Source organism: Acinetobacter sp. FDAARGOS_559 (assembly GCF_003940475.1).
GTDB classification, from domain to species: Bacteria; Pseudomonadota; Gammaproteobacteria; order Pseudomonadales; family Moraxellaceae; genus Acinetobacter; species Acinetobacter baumannii.
Genome location: NZ_RKJG01000004.1, coordinates 94,726 through 110,732, shown reverse-complemented (window position 1 = coordinate 110,732; position 16,007 = coordinate 94,726). Strand labels below are relative to the sequence as shown.

17 protein-coding genes are annotated in these 16,007 nt (G+C 35.8%); 3 read left to right on the top strand and 14 right to left on the bottom strand.

All coding sequences use genetic code 11. From position 1 onward, the window contains the following. Positions 1 to 41 precede the first annotated feature (41 nt). The 14 genes from EGS71_RS01220 to EGS71_RS01155 all read right to left on the bottom strand — a co-directional run bounded on the left by EGS71_RS01220 (position 42) and on the right by EGS71_RS01155 (position 12,217). Positions 42 to 920: a ParB/RepB/Spo0J family partition protein gene (locus EGS71_RS01220; protein ID WP_000062236.1), complete on the bottom strand. Its 879-nt coding sequence runs from the start codon at positions 918 to 920 to the stop codon at positions 42 to 44. A gap of 3 nt (positions 921 to 923) precedes the next feature. Beyond that, a complete protein-coding gene (locus EGS71_RS01215; RefSeq protein ID WP_000998564.1) occupies positions 924 to 1,808 on the bottom strand; it encodes a ParA family protein in 885 nt (294 codons plus the stop codon). A 133-nt stretch (positions 1,809 to 1,941) separates the two neighbouring features. Beyond that, on the bottom strand, positions 1,942 to 2,589 hold the full coding sequence (locus EGS71_RS01210; protein WP_001177226.1) for a hypothetical protein: 648 nt from the start codon (positions 2,587 to 2,589) through the stop codon (positions 1,942 to 1,944). Positions 2,590 to 2,605: 16 nt separating this feature from the next. Then, positions 2,606 to 3,214 (bottom strand): hypothetical protein, encoded by a 609-nt coding sequence (locus tag EGS71_RS01205; RefSeq protein ID WP_001085266.1) that lies wholly within the window; start codon positions 3,212 to 3,214, stop codon positions 2,606 to 2,608. Then, a complete protein-coding gene (locus EGS71_RS01200) occupies positions 3,207 to 4,175 on the bottom strand; it encodes a hypothetical protein (protein ID WP_000444264.1) in 969 nt (322 codons plus the stop codon). Before EGS71_RS01200 ends, EGS71_RS01205 begins: the two co-directional genes overlap by 8 nt. A 9-nt stretch (positions 4,176 to 4,184) precedes the next feature. Further along, positions 4,185 to 5,042: a hypothetical protein gene (locus EGS71_RS01195; protein ID WP_000765384.1), complete on the bottom strand. Its 858-nt coding sequence runs from the start codon at positions 5,040 to 5,042 to the stop codon at positions 4,185 to 4,187. Between the two features lie 21 nt (positions 5,043 to 5,063). Next, positions 5,064 to 6,008 carry a hypothetical protein gene (locus tag EGS71_RS01190; protein ID WP_000851072.1) on the bottom strand — a complete coding sequence of 315 codons (945 nt, stop codon included), beginning with the start codon at positions 6,006 to 6,008 and terminating at the stop codon, positions 5,064 to 5,066. Between the two features lie 81 nt (positions 6,009 to 6,089). After that, the gene (locus EGS71_RS01185) at positions 6,090 to 7,460 is read right to left on the bottom strand and encodes a hypothetical protein (RefSeq protein WP_000069415.1); all 1,371 of its coding nucleotides are present in this window, start codon (positions 7,458 to 7,460) and stop codon (positions 6,090 to 6,092) included. Between the two features lie 18 nt (positions 7,461 to 7,478). Beyond that, the gene (locus tag EGS71_RS01180; RefSeq protein ID WP_001135704.1) at positions 7,479 to 8,228 is read right to left on the bottom strand and encodes a hypothetical protein; all 750 of its coding nucleotides are present in this window, start codon (positions 8,226 to 8,228) and stop codon (positions 7,479 to 7,481) included. A 13-nt stretch (positions 8,229 to 8,241) separates the two neighbouring features. Beyond that, on the bottom strand, positions 8,242 to 9,300 hold the full coding sequence (gene parM, locus EGS71_RS01175; protein ID WP_000679487.1) for a ParM/StbA family protein: 1,059 nt from the start codon (positions 9,298 to 9,300) through the stop codon (positions 8,242 to 8,244). A 15-nt stretch (positions 9,301 to 9,315) separates the two neighbouring features. After that, complete coding sequence (locus EGS71_RS01170) at positions 9,316 to 9,570, bottom strand: hypothetical protein (RefSeq protein WP_000389972.1); 255 nt, start codon at positions 9,568 to 9,570, stop codon at positions 9,316 to 9,318. A gap of 14 nt (positions 9,571 to 9,584) precedes the next feature. Further along, complete coding sequence (locus tag EGS71_RS01165) at positions 9,585 to 10,874, bottom strand: ATPase, T2SS/T4P/T4SS family (protein WP_001103687.1); 1,290 nt, start codon at positions 10,872 to 10,874, stop codon at positions 9,585 to 9,587. A gap of 12 nt (positions 10,875 to 10,886) precedes the next feature. Continuing rightward, complete coding sequence (locus EGS71_RS01160; protein WP_000774465.1) at positions 10,887 to 11,705, bottom strand: type IV secretory system conjugative DNA transfer family protein; 819 nt, start codon at positions 11,703 to 11,705, stop codon at positions 10,887 to 10,889. Positions 11,706 to 11,746: 41 nt separating this feature from the next. Beyond that, positions 11,747 to 12,217 (bottom strand): DotD/TraH family lipoprotein, encoded by a 471-nt coding sequence (locus EGS71_RS01155; RefSeq protein ID WP_000706892.1) that lies wholly within the window; start codon positions 12,215 to 12,217, stop codon positions 11,747 to 11,749. 937 nt (positions 12,218 to 13,154) lie between these two features. Between EGS71_RS01155 and EGS71_RS01150 the strand changes: the two genes are divergently transcribed. From EGS71_RS01150 to EGS71_RS01140, 3 genes are all read left to right on the top strand, one after another. Next, entirely contained in the window at positions 13,155 to 15,059 is a 1,905-nt protein-coding gene (locus tag EGS71_RS01150) for a hypothetical protein (RefSeq protein WP_000643578.1), read from the top strand. Between the two features lie 230 nt (positions 15,060 to 15,289). Beyond that, positions 15,290 to 15,550 carry a hypothetical protein gene (locus tag EGS71_RS01145; protein ID WP_000651695.1) on the top strand — a complete coding sequence of 87 codons (261 nt, stop codon included), beginning with the start codon at positions 15,290 to 15,292 and terminating at the stop codon, positions 15,548 to 15,550. A gap of 14 nt (positions 15,551 to 15,564) precedes the next feature. Next, entirely contained in the window at positions 15,565 to 15,891 is a 327-nt protein-coding gene (locus EGS71_RS01140; RefSeq protein WP_000732369.1) for a hypothetical protein, read from the top strand. The last annotated feature ends 116 nt before the right edge of the window (positions 15,892 to 16,007 follow it).

Genomic DNA, 16,007 nt, shown 5'->3' with positions numbered 1-16,007 from the left:
ATAGAGAAAAACCACCTTTCGGTGGTTTTTCCAATTAACGCTTATTTATATTGCTTTAAAATTAAAGTCAGATCCTTAATCAGTTCACCTAAAGAATTTACAACTTCTTCACGTTCTTCAGGATCTTTGATTTCGCCCTTATGTAGTTTCGATACTAACGGTAAGCTTTCTTTAGCTTTCGATAGAATATCCTCAATTACAGTTTCATTGAGTGAAACTTCTTTTGATTTAGGTTTATCTTTTTCAAGATCTGTTTCAAAAGTCTTTTTGAATTTTTGTACTTCAGCAATACCAATTTTTTTAGCTGTTGCAGATTGTTTTTCAACCCAAGCACGTACATCTACTTTATGATCACGATATAAAACTGCAATCTCATACATTGCTGAGAAGTCATTTAATAGATTGCGATTACACATATCTTCCAGAGTTTCGAGAATTTCTTCATCCAACCCATCGGTGATAGCTACAATCTTTGAAACTTTTGCATCACCATAAGCCAGCGTTTTACCGATTTGACGTTGGCTGTATCCTTTAGCCTTTAAGCGAACAATAGCACGACTAATATCATAAATAGTCATGTCTTCATTCATTGTGTTAGCTGTTAACTGGTCCAACTCTGTAAAGCTTTCTACAACAACGGCTGGGATCTTATCAATTCCAGCACGAAGGCTGTTTTTAACTCGTCTATTGCCATCTTTAACAATAAAACGGTTGCTATCATGAGGATGCTTTATAAGAATAACGGGTATACGAACACCGCTTTCACGAATACTTTCTTCAAGATCTTTTTCTTTAGCTTCAATGAATGTCTTACGTGGGTTTTCCGGATCGAGATCGATTAGATGGAGTTCAATTTCTTTTTGTTCGGCATTAGCTTCTGTTTCATCATCCTTAAGGATTGAATCTAATAACATACTCATGATTTATTCTCCTTTACCAGATGTATTGAACACAGATAATTTAAGTTGAGTGCCAACTTGTTTGAATATATTGGTAAATGTTCGTTTGACATCACGTGATGATGTTTTATTAATATGCCAACAAGCAGTGCCATAAGTGACTGCTTCTTCTATAACATTCTTATCCGTTATATATGCCATATTAGATTTATCTTGGTAGAACAAATTGGTTTGCTCAGCCACTTCCAACAACTTAGATAGTTCATTCTTTTGAATATTTGATTTTAAATTAACCATATTGGGAACAATACCGCCAATTAATAACTTGGGGTTGTTCGTTTTTTTAATTTTATTAGCAAAAGACAAATAATCTCGAATACCATCCGATGCGTATTGTTTAAGCATTGTCGGAATTAAAACTACATTTGATACTGATAAAGGTAGAAGCATTAAATTACTTAGAGTAGGGGGTGTGTCGAATATAATAACTGTTTTATATTTCAATAACTTACTAATATTATCTTTAAAAATAGTAACTAGATCAACATCGCTACTCGTGTTTATATTAGCGAGTGCTTTAGTTGGTCGAAAAACGCCAATTGAGCCATTTTGTAAGTCGCACTTAAGATTATGATTATCTTTAAGAAAAAGAGAAATTGCGTCCCCTAAGTTATGTACAGGTGAGGTTGGTCGCGTCACATATTCTGGTAATACTGTATTTGAATTGAGCATTAATAAATGACCAGAGCTGTTGCCTTGATTATCAAGGTCCACGACAATTACCTTGTAGCCATGTTGAGAAAAAAAGTACGCAGAATGTACGGTAAATGTACTTTTACCGACGCCACCTTTTCCATTACCAATAGTTAAGATACCGGCATCTTTAATTTGTGAAGTCTTGTCGTTCATGTGCTTATCCTATTTATAAAAATCAGGGCGAACTCTTGTAGAAATCACTACCCGTCCACCGCATGATTAATAGAATAGCAGAATATTAAATTTATGAAAGTATTTTTCCAAAAAAATTTTCATTTATGAAAACTTAATTAGACATTTGATTCGAACTAACAAACATATCCATAATTTCTAGATCAATGTTTTTGATATTTATAGAATACATTTTTAATGTTTCTATCGCATCTGGAAAAAAATCCAATGGGTTACTTAACTGATCTTCAATAGAAGAGAGGGCAATATTTGGCATTGCTCTTGAGGTTAAGTTGTTGATATAAAACACATTACACCAAGATGGGAAAATAAATTCTTGCTTGAGGTGAAGCTCAAAAATATTTAGTAAAACACCTTTTAGTTTTAAAGCAGACTCAGGACCAAAAACATTTGGTGCATTTAGCGTACCTAAGCAGTAGGAGAACTTTACAGTAAGAGAGTTTTCAGGAATTAAGTGGAAAACGTATACATAAAATTTATTTGGATCGTCATCAGATCTTAAAGTGAAGATTTGATCCTTACTCTCATATTCCTTTTTTTCTTTAAAAATATGTGATTGCTTTTGACCATTCGACATCAAATCATGTATCAGCAAGTTAGCTTTCTGCAACATTTCTGAGGCTGCCACAACATCTAAAACATGTTTCGGATTAGGTGATTGCTTGAGTCTACTCATAAATTTATTAGGATCATTCTGATTTGAACGGAATACTCGTTCAAGTAATTCTAGAGAAAGCTGCATTCGGCACCTTTTTATCTTAAAGGAATGAAGTTTTGTTGGATAAAGCGTGTTGACGATTAATTGGAGTCAATTGTGGTCGAACAGGTATAGGAAGATTACTGAACTCAGAAATATTCCATTTATTAATACCAGCCGGAGAAGGTCCAATCTTACCGATATATGCATTTTTGAATGCTGGAATATATTGCTGAAGATGATCATAGTACATGTCGCTTAACGGAATACTAATAGTTAAGCTTGGAATCCGGATCTTATTCTCACTGGATAAATTTAAATTGACATAATTTAGCGGTAAAAACTTGATAATCAAGTATTTTTCAATAAATGTAAAATACTCAATACCAATTTCACTTAACCACCAAAAGTCATTTTCTTGAGCGAATAACAAGAAATTTTCAGGATTCTTGTCATCTATTCCAAATGCAAACAAACTTGCTTGGTGATGTGTAAATTGAATACTAGAGTAAGGGTTTTTAGTTTCATAGTTTGTTTGAAAAGAACTTAAGAATCGGATGAAATACAACCATGCTCTTAATCGAAGTGCATTTAAAGATGCACTTTCAATTTCATTCTCTTCTAACGCTTCAAGAGCGTCAACGATATGTGGGGGTAGCTTTTTAGCCATTTACTTCACCAGTGTTTTCAATCTCATCTTCATCTGAAGAATCTAGATTCGATTTCAAAGTGAACTTTTTATGTTCTTTAATAATCTTCTTAAGAGCTTGGTGTTCACTGATCCCGTGCATCTGTGATTGCTCTAAAACCCAACTATATGATGGAGTATCAAGGATCTTCTCAATATCAGTTTTAAGTGCACGACTTCTTGCTGAACGATTATCTGTATTCAATAGCCCTTCAATATTAGACATCTTTCGGATGCGCTTTACATCACATTTACGGATATCAAGAGTTTTACCGATCGAAAAATCACTATTGCCGTCTTGAACCATGTTCGCATACGGCTTTACTTTGCTGTAAAGCTGAAGACTATTAATAATGTGGTCATGGCCAGTTACAACCATTCGTTCAATATATGGCGCAGTATCCAAGTCATCGATACGCTTATTACATTGAGCAACGATATCCTGAAGAACTTTTGGATCATTGATATCGCAAATCAACCGTGAAAGTTGGCGCGTTTTATCAATAAGATGAGAAGTACCATCAATATGGAACTGACTTTGAATTTTAGAGAATTCGAGATTGTTTAGGATTGATAAAGCAATCACAAATTCAGCTTTTAGGTCAACAATAAGGTCAAAGTTCTGTGAAATCGCTCGACAATAACTCTGTACTGGTAAACGACGTTCAACAGTCCAAATAGCAGTATCAAAGAAATTAATGAGATCGGCTAATTGATTGTCATTGAAAAGGGGATATTGCTTATTTGAAGATGAAAGAGGGTTATGCAAGTTCGACTTTTCACCACGAGTTATTTTTAAACTCAGTTCTTTGTCATCAGTAAAAAAACCGTTTTCTAAGATGGAAAAGTCCGAAGCCTCTTTTTTAGGTTTAGAGGCGATCAGATGTGTAATAGCCGAATAGTACTCATCTAGTGAGAAATTTAAACGTTGTTTACTTTCCATAATAACCTTTTAATTTAAACTATCTTGTAAGCAACCTAGATCATTGCTTTTGGCGGTAGCTGGAACCCCTAGCTTGCCCTGAACACGCGAAACCACATCTTCTGCAATTTGAACTTGTTGATCAATTGAAGATGAAGAATACGGGTTTTGTGAAGAATTTGCATAGCCATTTTTTGAATTAACATAATGGCCCCATAAAGATAGTGAGATAAATGCAAGTAGAAGTAAAACAATAGCGGCTAGGAAGAGCTGTAAAAGTGAAAACTCATAGCCAAATATTGAAAAGGTTCTTGGCTGTCTTACAGTTGATACAGATGCATGACCTGAAGGTGTGATAGGGGTATATCCACCACCGTTATTCTGGTTGCCAAAAGTTCTATTATTTAAGTTATAAGTTGAGATGATACTATTAAATGCATCCTCCCACTGGCCATTTAAATACTCTTTAATTTCATCAGGGGTGTTAAAGAAATATTTATCTGCTTTAGAATCATAATCGTTTGGATAGACTTTGAAGTCGATATCAGCAATTTCATATGTCTTAGTTTCATCAGTTTCATTCTTAAAGGAAGGTGATATTTCTAGAACTGCTTTGAATTTGACAATTTTATAAGGTACTTCCTCTGAAGTATGCACCGGATCTGCATTCAATGTACTTTGGTCAAAGTCTAAAGCGTAATTAAATGATGGTAGTTCTGGAAGTTGAATTGATACTAATTTGGGAGCACGATTGTGAATTGTGCAATTATCATCAGTATGTACCTGAATTGTCAGAAAACTTTTATCTTCCTTTTCGTGAACATTGCTAGTCACTGAAGGTAAATGAGTCGTATCAGGTAATGACACTTTTTTATTAAACAGTTTCATAGGTTATGCCTTCGCCAATTCTTAGATTTTTCCGAAAATCATTTCTAAAATGCTTTCATCTGATAAGCCAGTAGTCATTTTTGGCTCACCTGTTTTTTTGTTTAAGTAAAATGCTGTAGGAACAGCAATTGTTTGACTACCTGTACTTTGTACGGTTGCTTCAGTAAGGAATTGCACGTTTTCTTCAAGGGCCTTCTTCTCTTCAGGAGTAGGATTGACCACTATATTTGGATCTTTTGAGAACGCTCTTTCGAGTTGCTTTGGATCACGAAGAACAGCAGCCGCCAATTTAGCGCCTTCTTCATGTTTACCAAGTAGCGTGGTTGGAATCCATTTGATCGAAAAGCCTTTTTCTACATATTTACGTGTTGCGCGGTAGGCATCATGACAATTTGAACAACGAGGATCAAAAACGATATACAGTGTATCAACTGCTGAAGCATTACCTTCTTTTGCACCTTTTAATTTATCTAGTAAAGAGATAGAAGGAGGAACTTCTTTATCCCATTTCCCTACGATTTCGGCAAAATCAACAGCTACGTTACCGCCAGTCGGTGCAGCAACTCCGGTTGAATTTGCTGGAGCACCACCTTGTTGTGCTTTTTGCAAAATAGGAAGGCTTACACTATCCATTGTTGCTGTATCAAAAGCATTTCCAGTAATGACCACTTTTTCATCTTTAGTTGTAAAAACAACTTGTGGCTGGCCATTAATTAGCATGGTCCAAGCAAGTAGTTCGCCAGCCATAGGTTGAACGTTAGAAACTTGGCCCAGCTTACTCATTTGAGCAAAAAGATTTTCACTATAAAGGTTTGTGCTGTTTGAAGTTACCCCTGTAGGAACATTATGTGATTCGTAATAAAACCATCCTCCAGCCGCACCAAAGCCAAGTAGAGCTGCCAAAGCAACATGGGGAAATTTAAAGCTTGATTTTTTATTGCTGTTACCAAGTGATTTGGTTTTCATAAAATTCACCTTGAAGGAATTATTTTATAGAATAATACCTGATTTTAAAAAAAACATATATGCAAAAAATAAATATTTTTGCTAGTTGACGGTGATCTCATTAGCTTTCGGAGGCGCTGGTAAATAAACATGAGGATCGGCGTAGCGATATTGTTTAAGGCTTTCTAAAAGCCCATTCCATCCATAGCTGAAATCTGGAGAAATCTTTCTCCGGTGGTAATAAGCTTCTGAGGTGTAGTGTGAAAATGCCGCTAGTTGTTCTACATAAACACTAGGTCTACCAACATTCTGAACAAGAGCCCAAAGCGTGCGGTCATAATTTCTCAACCAGCGAAGCTCACATGGAGCAAGTACCCCTAACGTTCTGGTTTTATAGATCAGTGCAATAAGGGCAGTACGTACATATGCATGCTTTGAAAAGACTTCTTTAGCTACAGGGTGATTCCAGTATCTCTCGACAATTTTCTGTAATCTTTTTCTTTCAAAATACTTAAATTCACGTGGCTCATAATTTTTAGGATTAATAAAAGCTTTTTCTGAAGTTAAGTGCTCAATGGCTTTGTCCCAAAAGTAGTGAAGTAACATATCTTTTTGAGCTTTAATTTTTTTGAACTCTTTATCAGACATGCGTTCATCTGTAGCACAAGCCATTGGTAAAAAAAGTGCATAAAGAATAATTTCGCCATCGCTTAGATTGGATGGTTTATCTAGCATTTGACCAAGTTGATGCATCATCAATTTTTCAAATTTGCTTTGGTCTAGCAGTGGATAAGCATCATCTTTTGGAGAATTTGAGCCTTTGAAATCATCAAAATCTTCGGCATTTTCAATTTCGTATTTTCTGAATCCATAAACAAGATTATGTATTTTGATAAATTCTCTTGGCGATAAAAGAAGTCTATAAAACCCTTTGTCGGTCGCATAGTTGGATTGAATAAAACGTTGTATATAGCGTAAATGTGGCTGATAAGATCCCAGCTCTCCAATTAATGATTCAAGATCATGTTCTTGAACATAGCGTGTGTCCGGTAAGTATTTCAAATTAATTGCATGTTTATACCAGATCCAGCCGACTAAGAGAGCTCCAATAAGAATCGTTGGAAAAATGCAGTTTTCAGAATAAAAGGAAAAAGGAACTACTTTTAAATTCGCTGTACAATGCATTAACGGATTCATTGCGTGATTTGGATCCGGATAACATAGCTTTGTAATAGCATTAGTTGTGAAATCCAGATAACCAGCGTTAGAACCAGTTATCTTTTGAATAAATAATTGAAGGTAATAAAATGGAAGTTCAATTAACCCGTACACGTTTCGAGTAATTGTGATAATTGCCACTTTACCAATTTTCCATCCCCCAAAAACTAATAGAGGGATGCCTACACATAAAACACCAATCAAAATGAGTGTGTCATCAGTAGATCCATGACTTGCATTATGATTATTTGACATATACGGCCTATATTAAGCTTATCCGACCTGAATCTGACTCCAGTCTTCAATAGTTGAACTTGATTGTTCATCGAAGGACTCTTGATCAACGGGATTTTGGATTTGATCAATCGTTTCTTGTTTTGGTGAAGCTAAAGTGTATTCAGGGGTGGGTGAAAGAGCATTGGTAGTTAGATCGTCTAAGATAGGTTTCTGTAGAGGATCTGGATGACTAGTTGCTGTAATCATAGTTTCGCTATGAACATAACTTTCTAAAAGTGCAAAGGCTCTGGTGCTTTCAGTATTGAAGCTGGATGCCATGATTTGAATATTCTGGAAAAACTTCGTTTCATTCGTAAGCTCAATAAAATCATCAAGGAATGCAGAGATTCCCAATTCAAAAAATTGATTCTCAAGAGCTGCCAGTTCGTTGAAATTCCTATTAGTAACATACGTGTAATACATAAAAAGTTTGTATGCCAACATATTGGACATTTCATATAAAGCGGTTAGGCAATAAAGCTCTCTTTGATATTGAGTTTTACCAGTAAGTGTTTTAACAAGCGCCTCATGATGAAAGTTAAGGGCAATTTTGCTCTCATTTTTTCCAACGGCTCCAATTAACTGAAGTGATTTAGTAGGATGAAAAAAGAAATATGAAATGAGATGTGCATAGAAGCTATGCACATCAATCTCTTTTATATTCTTAAACTTGTCCAAAAAATCACGTTGGCGCTTAGGTAGCTTGGCTAAACTAACAGAGATTCTTAACCGGTGTTTTTGAGGCATAAGTCACCTCAAATCAAAGCTTCGAAATATACTTTGCACATTTATACATGCCACGTGCATTCGCAAATTCAGGCTGTTTTACAAGGTGCCAGTTATCATAGTTGAATCGTTTAAGTAGCTCGTCACCAAGCGTGATTGAACCTCCACCAACGAGCAACACTGCTCCTAGATCTTGACCGTCTTGCACATTCACTTTGATAGAGTTTTCAATCTGATCAGTGATTTCAACCTTTGCAGCATTTAAGATTTTTGAAATATCGTGATCTTTCCCGCCATGATTATAAATGCCGGTCTTCAAGGCTTTAGAGAGTCGCCAATCTGTAATATTTGAAGAAAGCCCGAAAAACTCCTTAAGATTTTGACTTACCTTATTTTTTAAAGTAATTATCCCTACATCTAGAGTGTCGCAGCGAGAAGCTTGCATGGTGCCGCCACGGGGATTGATCATTGCAATATCGGTAGTGCGACCACCAATATCGATAATTGCACAACCACCTTCCCATAAATCTTCATACATACTTGAGCGTTTGCCATTATCATCCATGAGAGCATCAAAATAAGCACATTGACCTTCAGAAAGAACGATATGGTTTAAAATTTGCAAAGGATCATTTTTTTTGTCGTGCTCATAAAGATTGTAAACAGTAGGGTTGTTAAAATCCTTATTAATCAATAGATTTTGAGTTTTGTCAGCAATCAACTTCTCATTTTTAGCTTTGTCTTTACCACCGTAGTACCGATTTAATGGTAAGCCAGTTGCAATTTTAAATTTACGGTATTGGCCATCAAAAGCTTGGTGAAGAGCATGGTGCACAAGTGCGACATTCGCATCACTTAGCGGATAATCTTCAGTACGTGTATCAATATGCTCTTTTGTAAATTCATCGACAGTAAAATACTTGCCATTAACGTGAATGATTTGTTTGTTTACTTCATCGGTATCACCAATAATGGTGCGTCCATTGGCTACTCGACTTGGTAGACGAAATGATTTACCCACTTCACCACAATAAATCTTGATTCCGTCATGGCCATCATCGACGCCAACTGTCAAAGTTTTATAACCTTTCATATCTATTTCCTTTAATTATTTGGGAGATTTAATTTTTCCGAAGAAAAAGCCGATAATGAGCTGGAAAAAATACTTGTATGGCATTTTTAAATAGTTCTCGATTAGCCAGCATATCGGGACAGCAAAGATACCGACGATTATCGGAATTTTTGAAATATTCCAAAACAAACATCCGAAAGCGATAAGAAATAGGGCTATAGGGTTAATGCCTTTTAAACTAGGGTTATTTGAAGCTTTACCCCAATCTATGAAATTATTGTTGTCTTCCATATTTAACTCCAAAACTAGGCTATAAGGGCATCAAAGCCTTTTTTGCTGATGAGTCCCTTATTCAATAAATCTTTAGCCTGATTTTCAAAATTTGGTGATGAGTTTTCTGTACCTTGTGGATTGTCATTCATCATCTTTCGAATGTATTGGATAACAAGTCCATACCCACCGGCCTGAATAGCCAGATCCAAAAGGTCATTACGAATGGATTTAGAGAAAAAGAGGTGTTCTCGTACACCTATTAATTTCCCCTCTGGCGTCTCAACGAGGCGCTGAGCAATAAATGCATGTGCTGTAGAGATAGTTTCGGTTAATTTACGATGTTGTTGGTCTGGTGGAACCAAATCCATGATACGAGGTAGTACGTTTGCAACATCGTTACTATGGATTGTTGACATAACGGGGTGTCCCGTCTTTGAGAGCTCAATTGCAGCAGAGAAAGATTCTTGGTCACGTAATTCAGCAACTAGTAGTAGTGCTGGTTTACGTCTCATTGCTTCTCTTACAGCTAGGCCAAAAGTCATGAAATGTTCAGGTATCTGACTTTGAACAATGATTGAATGCTTACTTTTAATGCCGTCGTATCTGAATTCGATAGGTTCTTCAAGAGTAATAATATTGCCCTGAATATGTGTATCTTCTTCATATACGTAACGAACCATTGAAGCTAATGTTGTTGATTTTCCGTGACCAGTTTCACCAACAACATAAGTGATGCCTAGTCTCGGAATGGCTTTTAGAACGAACTCTTCAGTTAGGCCGATTTGATCATAGGTAGGTGGATCAGATGGAATAATACGTTGAACAATTTGAAAGGAAGAGTTGCCAGTTCTATCATTACAGGCACTCACATTACAGCGGAAAATGATTTTCTCTTTTTCCACTGCATTCACATGTAACCAGCTTTCATCATTCTGTGTAGTTATATACCCTTTACCACTTTTCGAATTGCGATCTTGAAATGCGCTACAGTTATACGCGAAATTTAAACCTTTCCCTTTTTTAATTGAGCTTAGTGCTTCATTACCATTAATAATGGTTAAAAACATATTAAGCTCAACATCTTTAAGGTTCTTCAGAGTTAATGCATAAAGCTTATTGTAACGACGAATGAGTATTGGTCTACCGGAGTTGATCAATACGTCACTCGCGTTAAAAGCATTAGCAACAGTTAAGATTTTACGCACATCTTCTTCAGAATTTATGCTGATGTTATCCAAATCAATTGTTTCATGTCGCAACATTTGATAGGGGTGTTCAGCTTTGGGCTCTTCAGCGACGGTATCTCTAGCATAAACATTCATAAGCTGTTTCTTTTATTGTTGAGTTTCAATCGCAACAGGTGTTTCAACCGGATCCTTAACGACTGAACGTTCTTTGATGCTTAAAATTCGGCTATTCCACAATTTAGTGTTGTTCACAAATTGAGGTAAAGAAGTAATCTCAAAGTTGGTCTGGTTCAACATAAGTGTATTGCCGTTACCAGTAAGGGCGATATCCCGACGAGCAATTGCTGGCATCGTAATTTTCCCGTCCATGACAAAACGATGGAATGCAATCATTCCTTTATATGTTTGGTTGAGACGGTTTAATTGATGCTTGAAAATAGCGTCTGCTTCACGAACACCATCTTCAATTCCTTTATTCATTGCTTCTTTAAAAGCACGTTCTTCGGCACTATTTTTAGGTTTTAACTCGTTAGGTAAGGCGTCCACACCGATTTCATAGCTCTTCACATTAAACTGTAAAAAGTCACGCCAGTTTGGTGGGGTATGTGAGAAACGAGCATTTTCTTTAATTTCATAACGGACACCAAGCACTGAAAGTGTACGAGGGTTTTGAACATCACTAATATTGTTTGCCTGAACAATGACAGGGGGAACAACAACAGTATTAATCATTAAACGCTGAAAGTCGTAAATAGAATCAAGCTTGCGTACATTGTTTGGGTTGTAAACGACTTTATCAATTTCAGTCAGTCGAGCACGTAATGCATTTCGTGTAGCTGCTTCATGTACTAGTGTTTTGATTGATTCAAGTCGGGCTGAGCTTTCAGCTTGTTTTGCAGAGTCATCTTGAGAAATGATGATTGGTGATTGCTGCAAGTAATATTGGTAATTAGGTAAATCTGCCATAGTCTTAATCCTTATCTTTATTTAAATGACGGTTCATTTGATTAACGATGGATCAATGTGATTGTTTTATCATTTTCATCTACATCAACAGTTGCAGAGTTACCAAGTTGCAAGCCAACATCTTTAATGAGATCAAATCCAGTTAATTTGCGTTTGCTGAAGTTTACGATTGGGAGCTGATGAATGTTACCAGCTTCAATAAAGCGATATCCGAAGTGATAAGCTGCACTTTGAAGGAGGGTCTGAGGTTCCCCGACATAGTCAACACGAATAACGTCAGTTCTAAAGCTACGTTGGCGTAAAGCTAAATCTTCGTTAAAGGCTTTTTTATCTAGGGCATAAGTTTGTTGTTCGGCTACAGCATCTTGAGCAGCTTGACTCAAAATACCTAAAGGCGATTCAACATCAAATTTAGGGCTTGGAACGTAGTAGTAGCTTTGGCATCCAGTCAAAGTGGCAACAGAGATACAAAGAACAGTGAGTGAACGACGAATTGAAGGTACTATTTTCATAATTACACCTAGTGTTTGCTATTGTTAGTAGAAGTGCTCAAGGCAGCTTCGGCTTGTAGCAACAAGTATAAATTCTAAATTTTAAAAAATATATAGTATTAAAAAATAAAAAAGAAGAATAAGCGGTCTTAAGTTCATATAAGTTGCGAACCAAAAACGTCAAATCAAAAGTTATTGCTAGTTGAGCTGGTAAGGTTAATTTGTGAACAGTTTCTAAGACGAGAAAAGACGAAAATTCTTTAAAAAATTAAATAACTAGTTAATTTCATCTAAAAAATATGAAATGTAATGAAATAAAAGAATTTAATTCCAAATAAATTTGGAAACTTGTAATTAAATTTAAAGAAATTCACAAATTAGTAAAACAGTTAAAATATTTGGACAAAGGTGGACAAGGCTAGTCTCTAATTAAAATCAAAATTGAAAGTTATATAATGTAAAGCGTGGTATATAACATGGTGAATTTTATAAAATTATTTGAATTATATAATATTATTTTATTTTTATAATGCAAATTAATTATGTATATGAGACAATTTTTATCGAATAATATAAGAATGAATAATTTTCTATATAATTATTAAAAATGTATAGTTTTAAAAAATAAAATTTCAAAGATTAATTATTTAAAATTTAAAGATCAATAAATCTTTTTTATACGTTTCGATAAATTTAAAAAAAATAAATTACATGTTGCATCACGTGTTAGGTTGCGAGTGATATCTGCTTACAGGATAATGAACGTACTTAGTGATAGCTCAAAAGTGGAATTTAATAAAGTTAAGGATGGGTAACGAGCAAGGAGTGTTGCAAACGGTAAGTTTTTAAGCAAAACTGCAATCTGATGAGACATGGTCTAGAACGAAGTGAAAGCAGTTGAGCAACACTCCGTATCTGATAGATGTAATAAATTAAAAGTTATCGTGGTGTTTGAATTATGAAAGCTGGCTCGGAATTAGAATTCAATGCAAAAAAATATCCAAAAAGTATTAAAGGCTTGGAGACACGTGTATTTGATTATTCTGAGAAAACAATAATCAGATATACCAATGTTTGGAAAAAACTATTAAAACAATATGGGTTAGAAGATCAAGTTTTGGTTAATCCCGAATATACGTTGGAAACAGTAGTAAATAATCTTATTTCTGAATATGGAAATAATGAATTGCGAAACTCTACTTTTAGACACTATCGATCTGCACTTATTCATCGTATGGGAGTGATCTTGAGTGAACAAAAGAGGGATGGTGAGAAGCTTGTAGCTTTGCCTAAGCTGGCAAGGCTTTTTGAAAGTTTGAAAGCTGTTGAGGCGACAGATGATAAGAAACAGCCGAACCGTTCTAGTAGTTCGAAGCTCAAGTACTTTCCAAAAGATCTTTATGAATTTGTGTTAGGCAGCAGTTTTAATTTGAACAGGTCTAATTTGGGATTGATGTTAAAGCTGTTTATAGAAGCAAATACTATGATTGGATTGAGGCCAGTGGAGTGGCAAAGCTTAAGGTTGGCATGTGATGTTGAAGAGAGATGCTTATCTCTTGTGGTCGATAATGCAAAAAATACTCAGGGTAGAGCGAACGGCGACATAAGGATTCTTAATATGATTGAGCCTGATTCAATCAAGCTTAAGAATCAATTAAGGGCAATACTTGGGTTTAAGAGATTGCTCGATTTAGAACTGGAGGCAAGAGCTAGAAAGTTCTTAACTGAAAGAAGTAGAGAGACTAATGAAACTTATAAAATCTACATCGCAAGTAAAGAGCCAGACAGTTTTGAATTTGAGTTCATTCATTGGAAAGGTTCCCAAACCGTTAACTGTATAGAAGCCGTAAACTGTATAAAACCTGTGAATGGAACTGGAGAAACCGTAAACTGGATTTCTACTGAAAACGAACTTGAGCAAAATATTGAAGATAGAACAAACGGCGCATTACCTTCCATAAACGGACCAGATACCGTAAACAGAATATCGTCCGGACATGGCCAGGATACGACTGACGACAATAAAGCTGGAGGTGGTGAATTTAATTATGAGCGAGTGATTGAAGACGGCGCTCATTCTTCCGTAAACGGGATAAATACCGTAGACAGAATAAAGACCGTAGACGGAATAAATAAAGTTGATGGAAGTGATCACGGCGCATTACCTTCCGCGAACGGACCAGATACCGTAAACGGAATAAAGGCCATAGACGGAAATAATACAGTTGATGGAATTAACGCCGTTGCCGGAATAAAGGGGGGTGGGACAAATCAAGCCATTTCTACTGCTTCTACTGCGCCAGCTCCAGAGTTGACCGACTTCGGATTTAATTCAGTTGCCGGTGAAATACAGCAAACGGGTAGAAATACCGATCACGGAAAAATGGCTGCCTTATTGGGTGCTTATAACGCCGTGGTAATTGAGAGTTATGTTGATCGTTATGGCACGATTCAATATGCACTATGTCAAAGTGTGATGGATTCATTGCAACGTAAATTAAAAGATATGAGCAATGAATTTTATGAAAAGAAAAAGTTTGGTTTACCTGAAGAGTTAGCTTCAAATAAAGCAAATGCTACGATTTACAGTACACGCCATCAAGCGGTAGCCAATCGGAAAAAATATAAGTGGAAAGAAGAAGAGGTCGCAGGTTGGTTTGGGCATGCAAGTGTTCAAACGGCGTCAAGACACTATGGTGTGGCTGGTAAGGGTTGGGGTGATAAACCTATGTTTAGAACTTCAAAATTTAGTCTGGAAAAAGTCAGAATGAGAGAGCAACAACTTAATCAAACCAAACAGCTCACTGAAGAAGATGTATTAAATTCGGTTTTATCAGATAAAGATTTAGATGATCTGTTGTAATTAAAAATGTATTCCGGTAATTTTTAAAAAATAGATATATCTTTTTTTAAAAAATCGGTGGTAATATGAAAGCGAGACTTTTGCTGGCGGCTATCATAATTATTGTGATTGGTGGGCCACTCTCATTTTTTTATTATTTATACGGCGGTTGAGCAGCAATGAAGATACCCCTAATCATAATTGTGGTTTTATGTACTTTGTATTTTTTAAATCTTTCATTGAAATCAAATATGAAAGACATTCACAAAAAAGAGATCAGCGATAAAGCTTATTTTCGTCTGAGTAGCGAATATGGCTTTGTTAAGGCAAGTCATGCTGGAGATGAGATGCGGTCAAAAATCATCAAAGCATTATCTGATGGCATAATAGATGGCAATGAATATGTATCTATAACCGGAGAAGAGCCTGACTATGATCTTAGTACTGATGCTGAAAAAGCAACATACAAAGAGGCAAAACAAAAATTTATTGATGAATTTAAACCTTCATAAATAGAGGCCAATTAATGAAAAAACTATTTATAGGGCTCGTAATAATAGTAATTGCACTGATCATCGTTACTCAGTACTTCAAAGCTAGGAGTTACAAAGTTGAGGTTGATGATAAGGGTTACTACATACTCAATGAAATGTATGAGCATGTTAAAAATAGTAAGGCTGGAGATGAGCTTGAAATACGGCTTCACACGGCGTTGGATGATGGGATTATCACTCAGGCTGAATATACATACCTCACGGACTCTGAATTGCCATCGATGACAGTTCAAGCCAGTGATAAAGAATATAAAGAAGCCAAGCTAAAAATTTTAAAAGAGTTTAAAAAAGTTTCATAAATGAAAGTTTGTATTTATAGCGCGGTTTAGTTCCGTTCTCGGACTAACATACAGTAAACGGTATTACCGCCGTGGACGGATAAAGGCTCTCCCCAATAGCCCTAATTTATATAGGT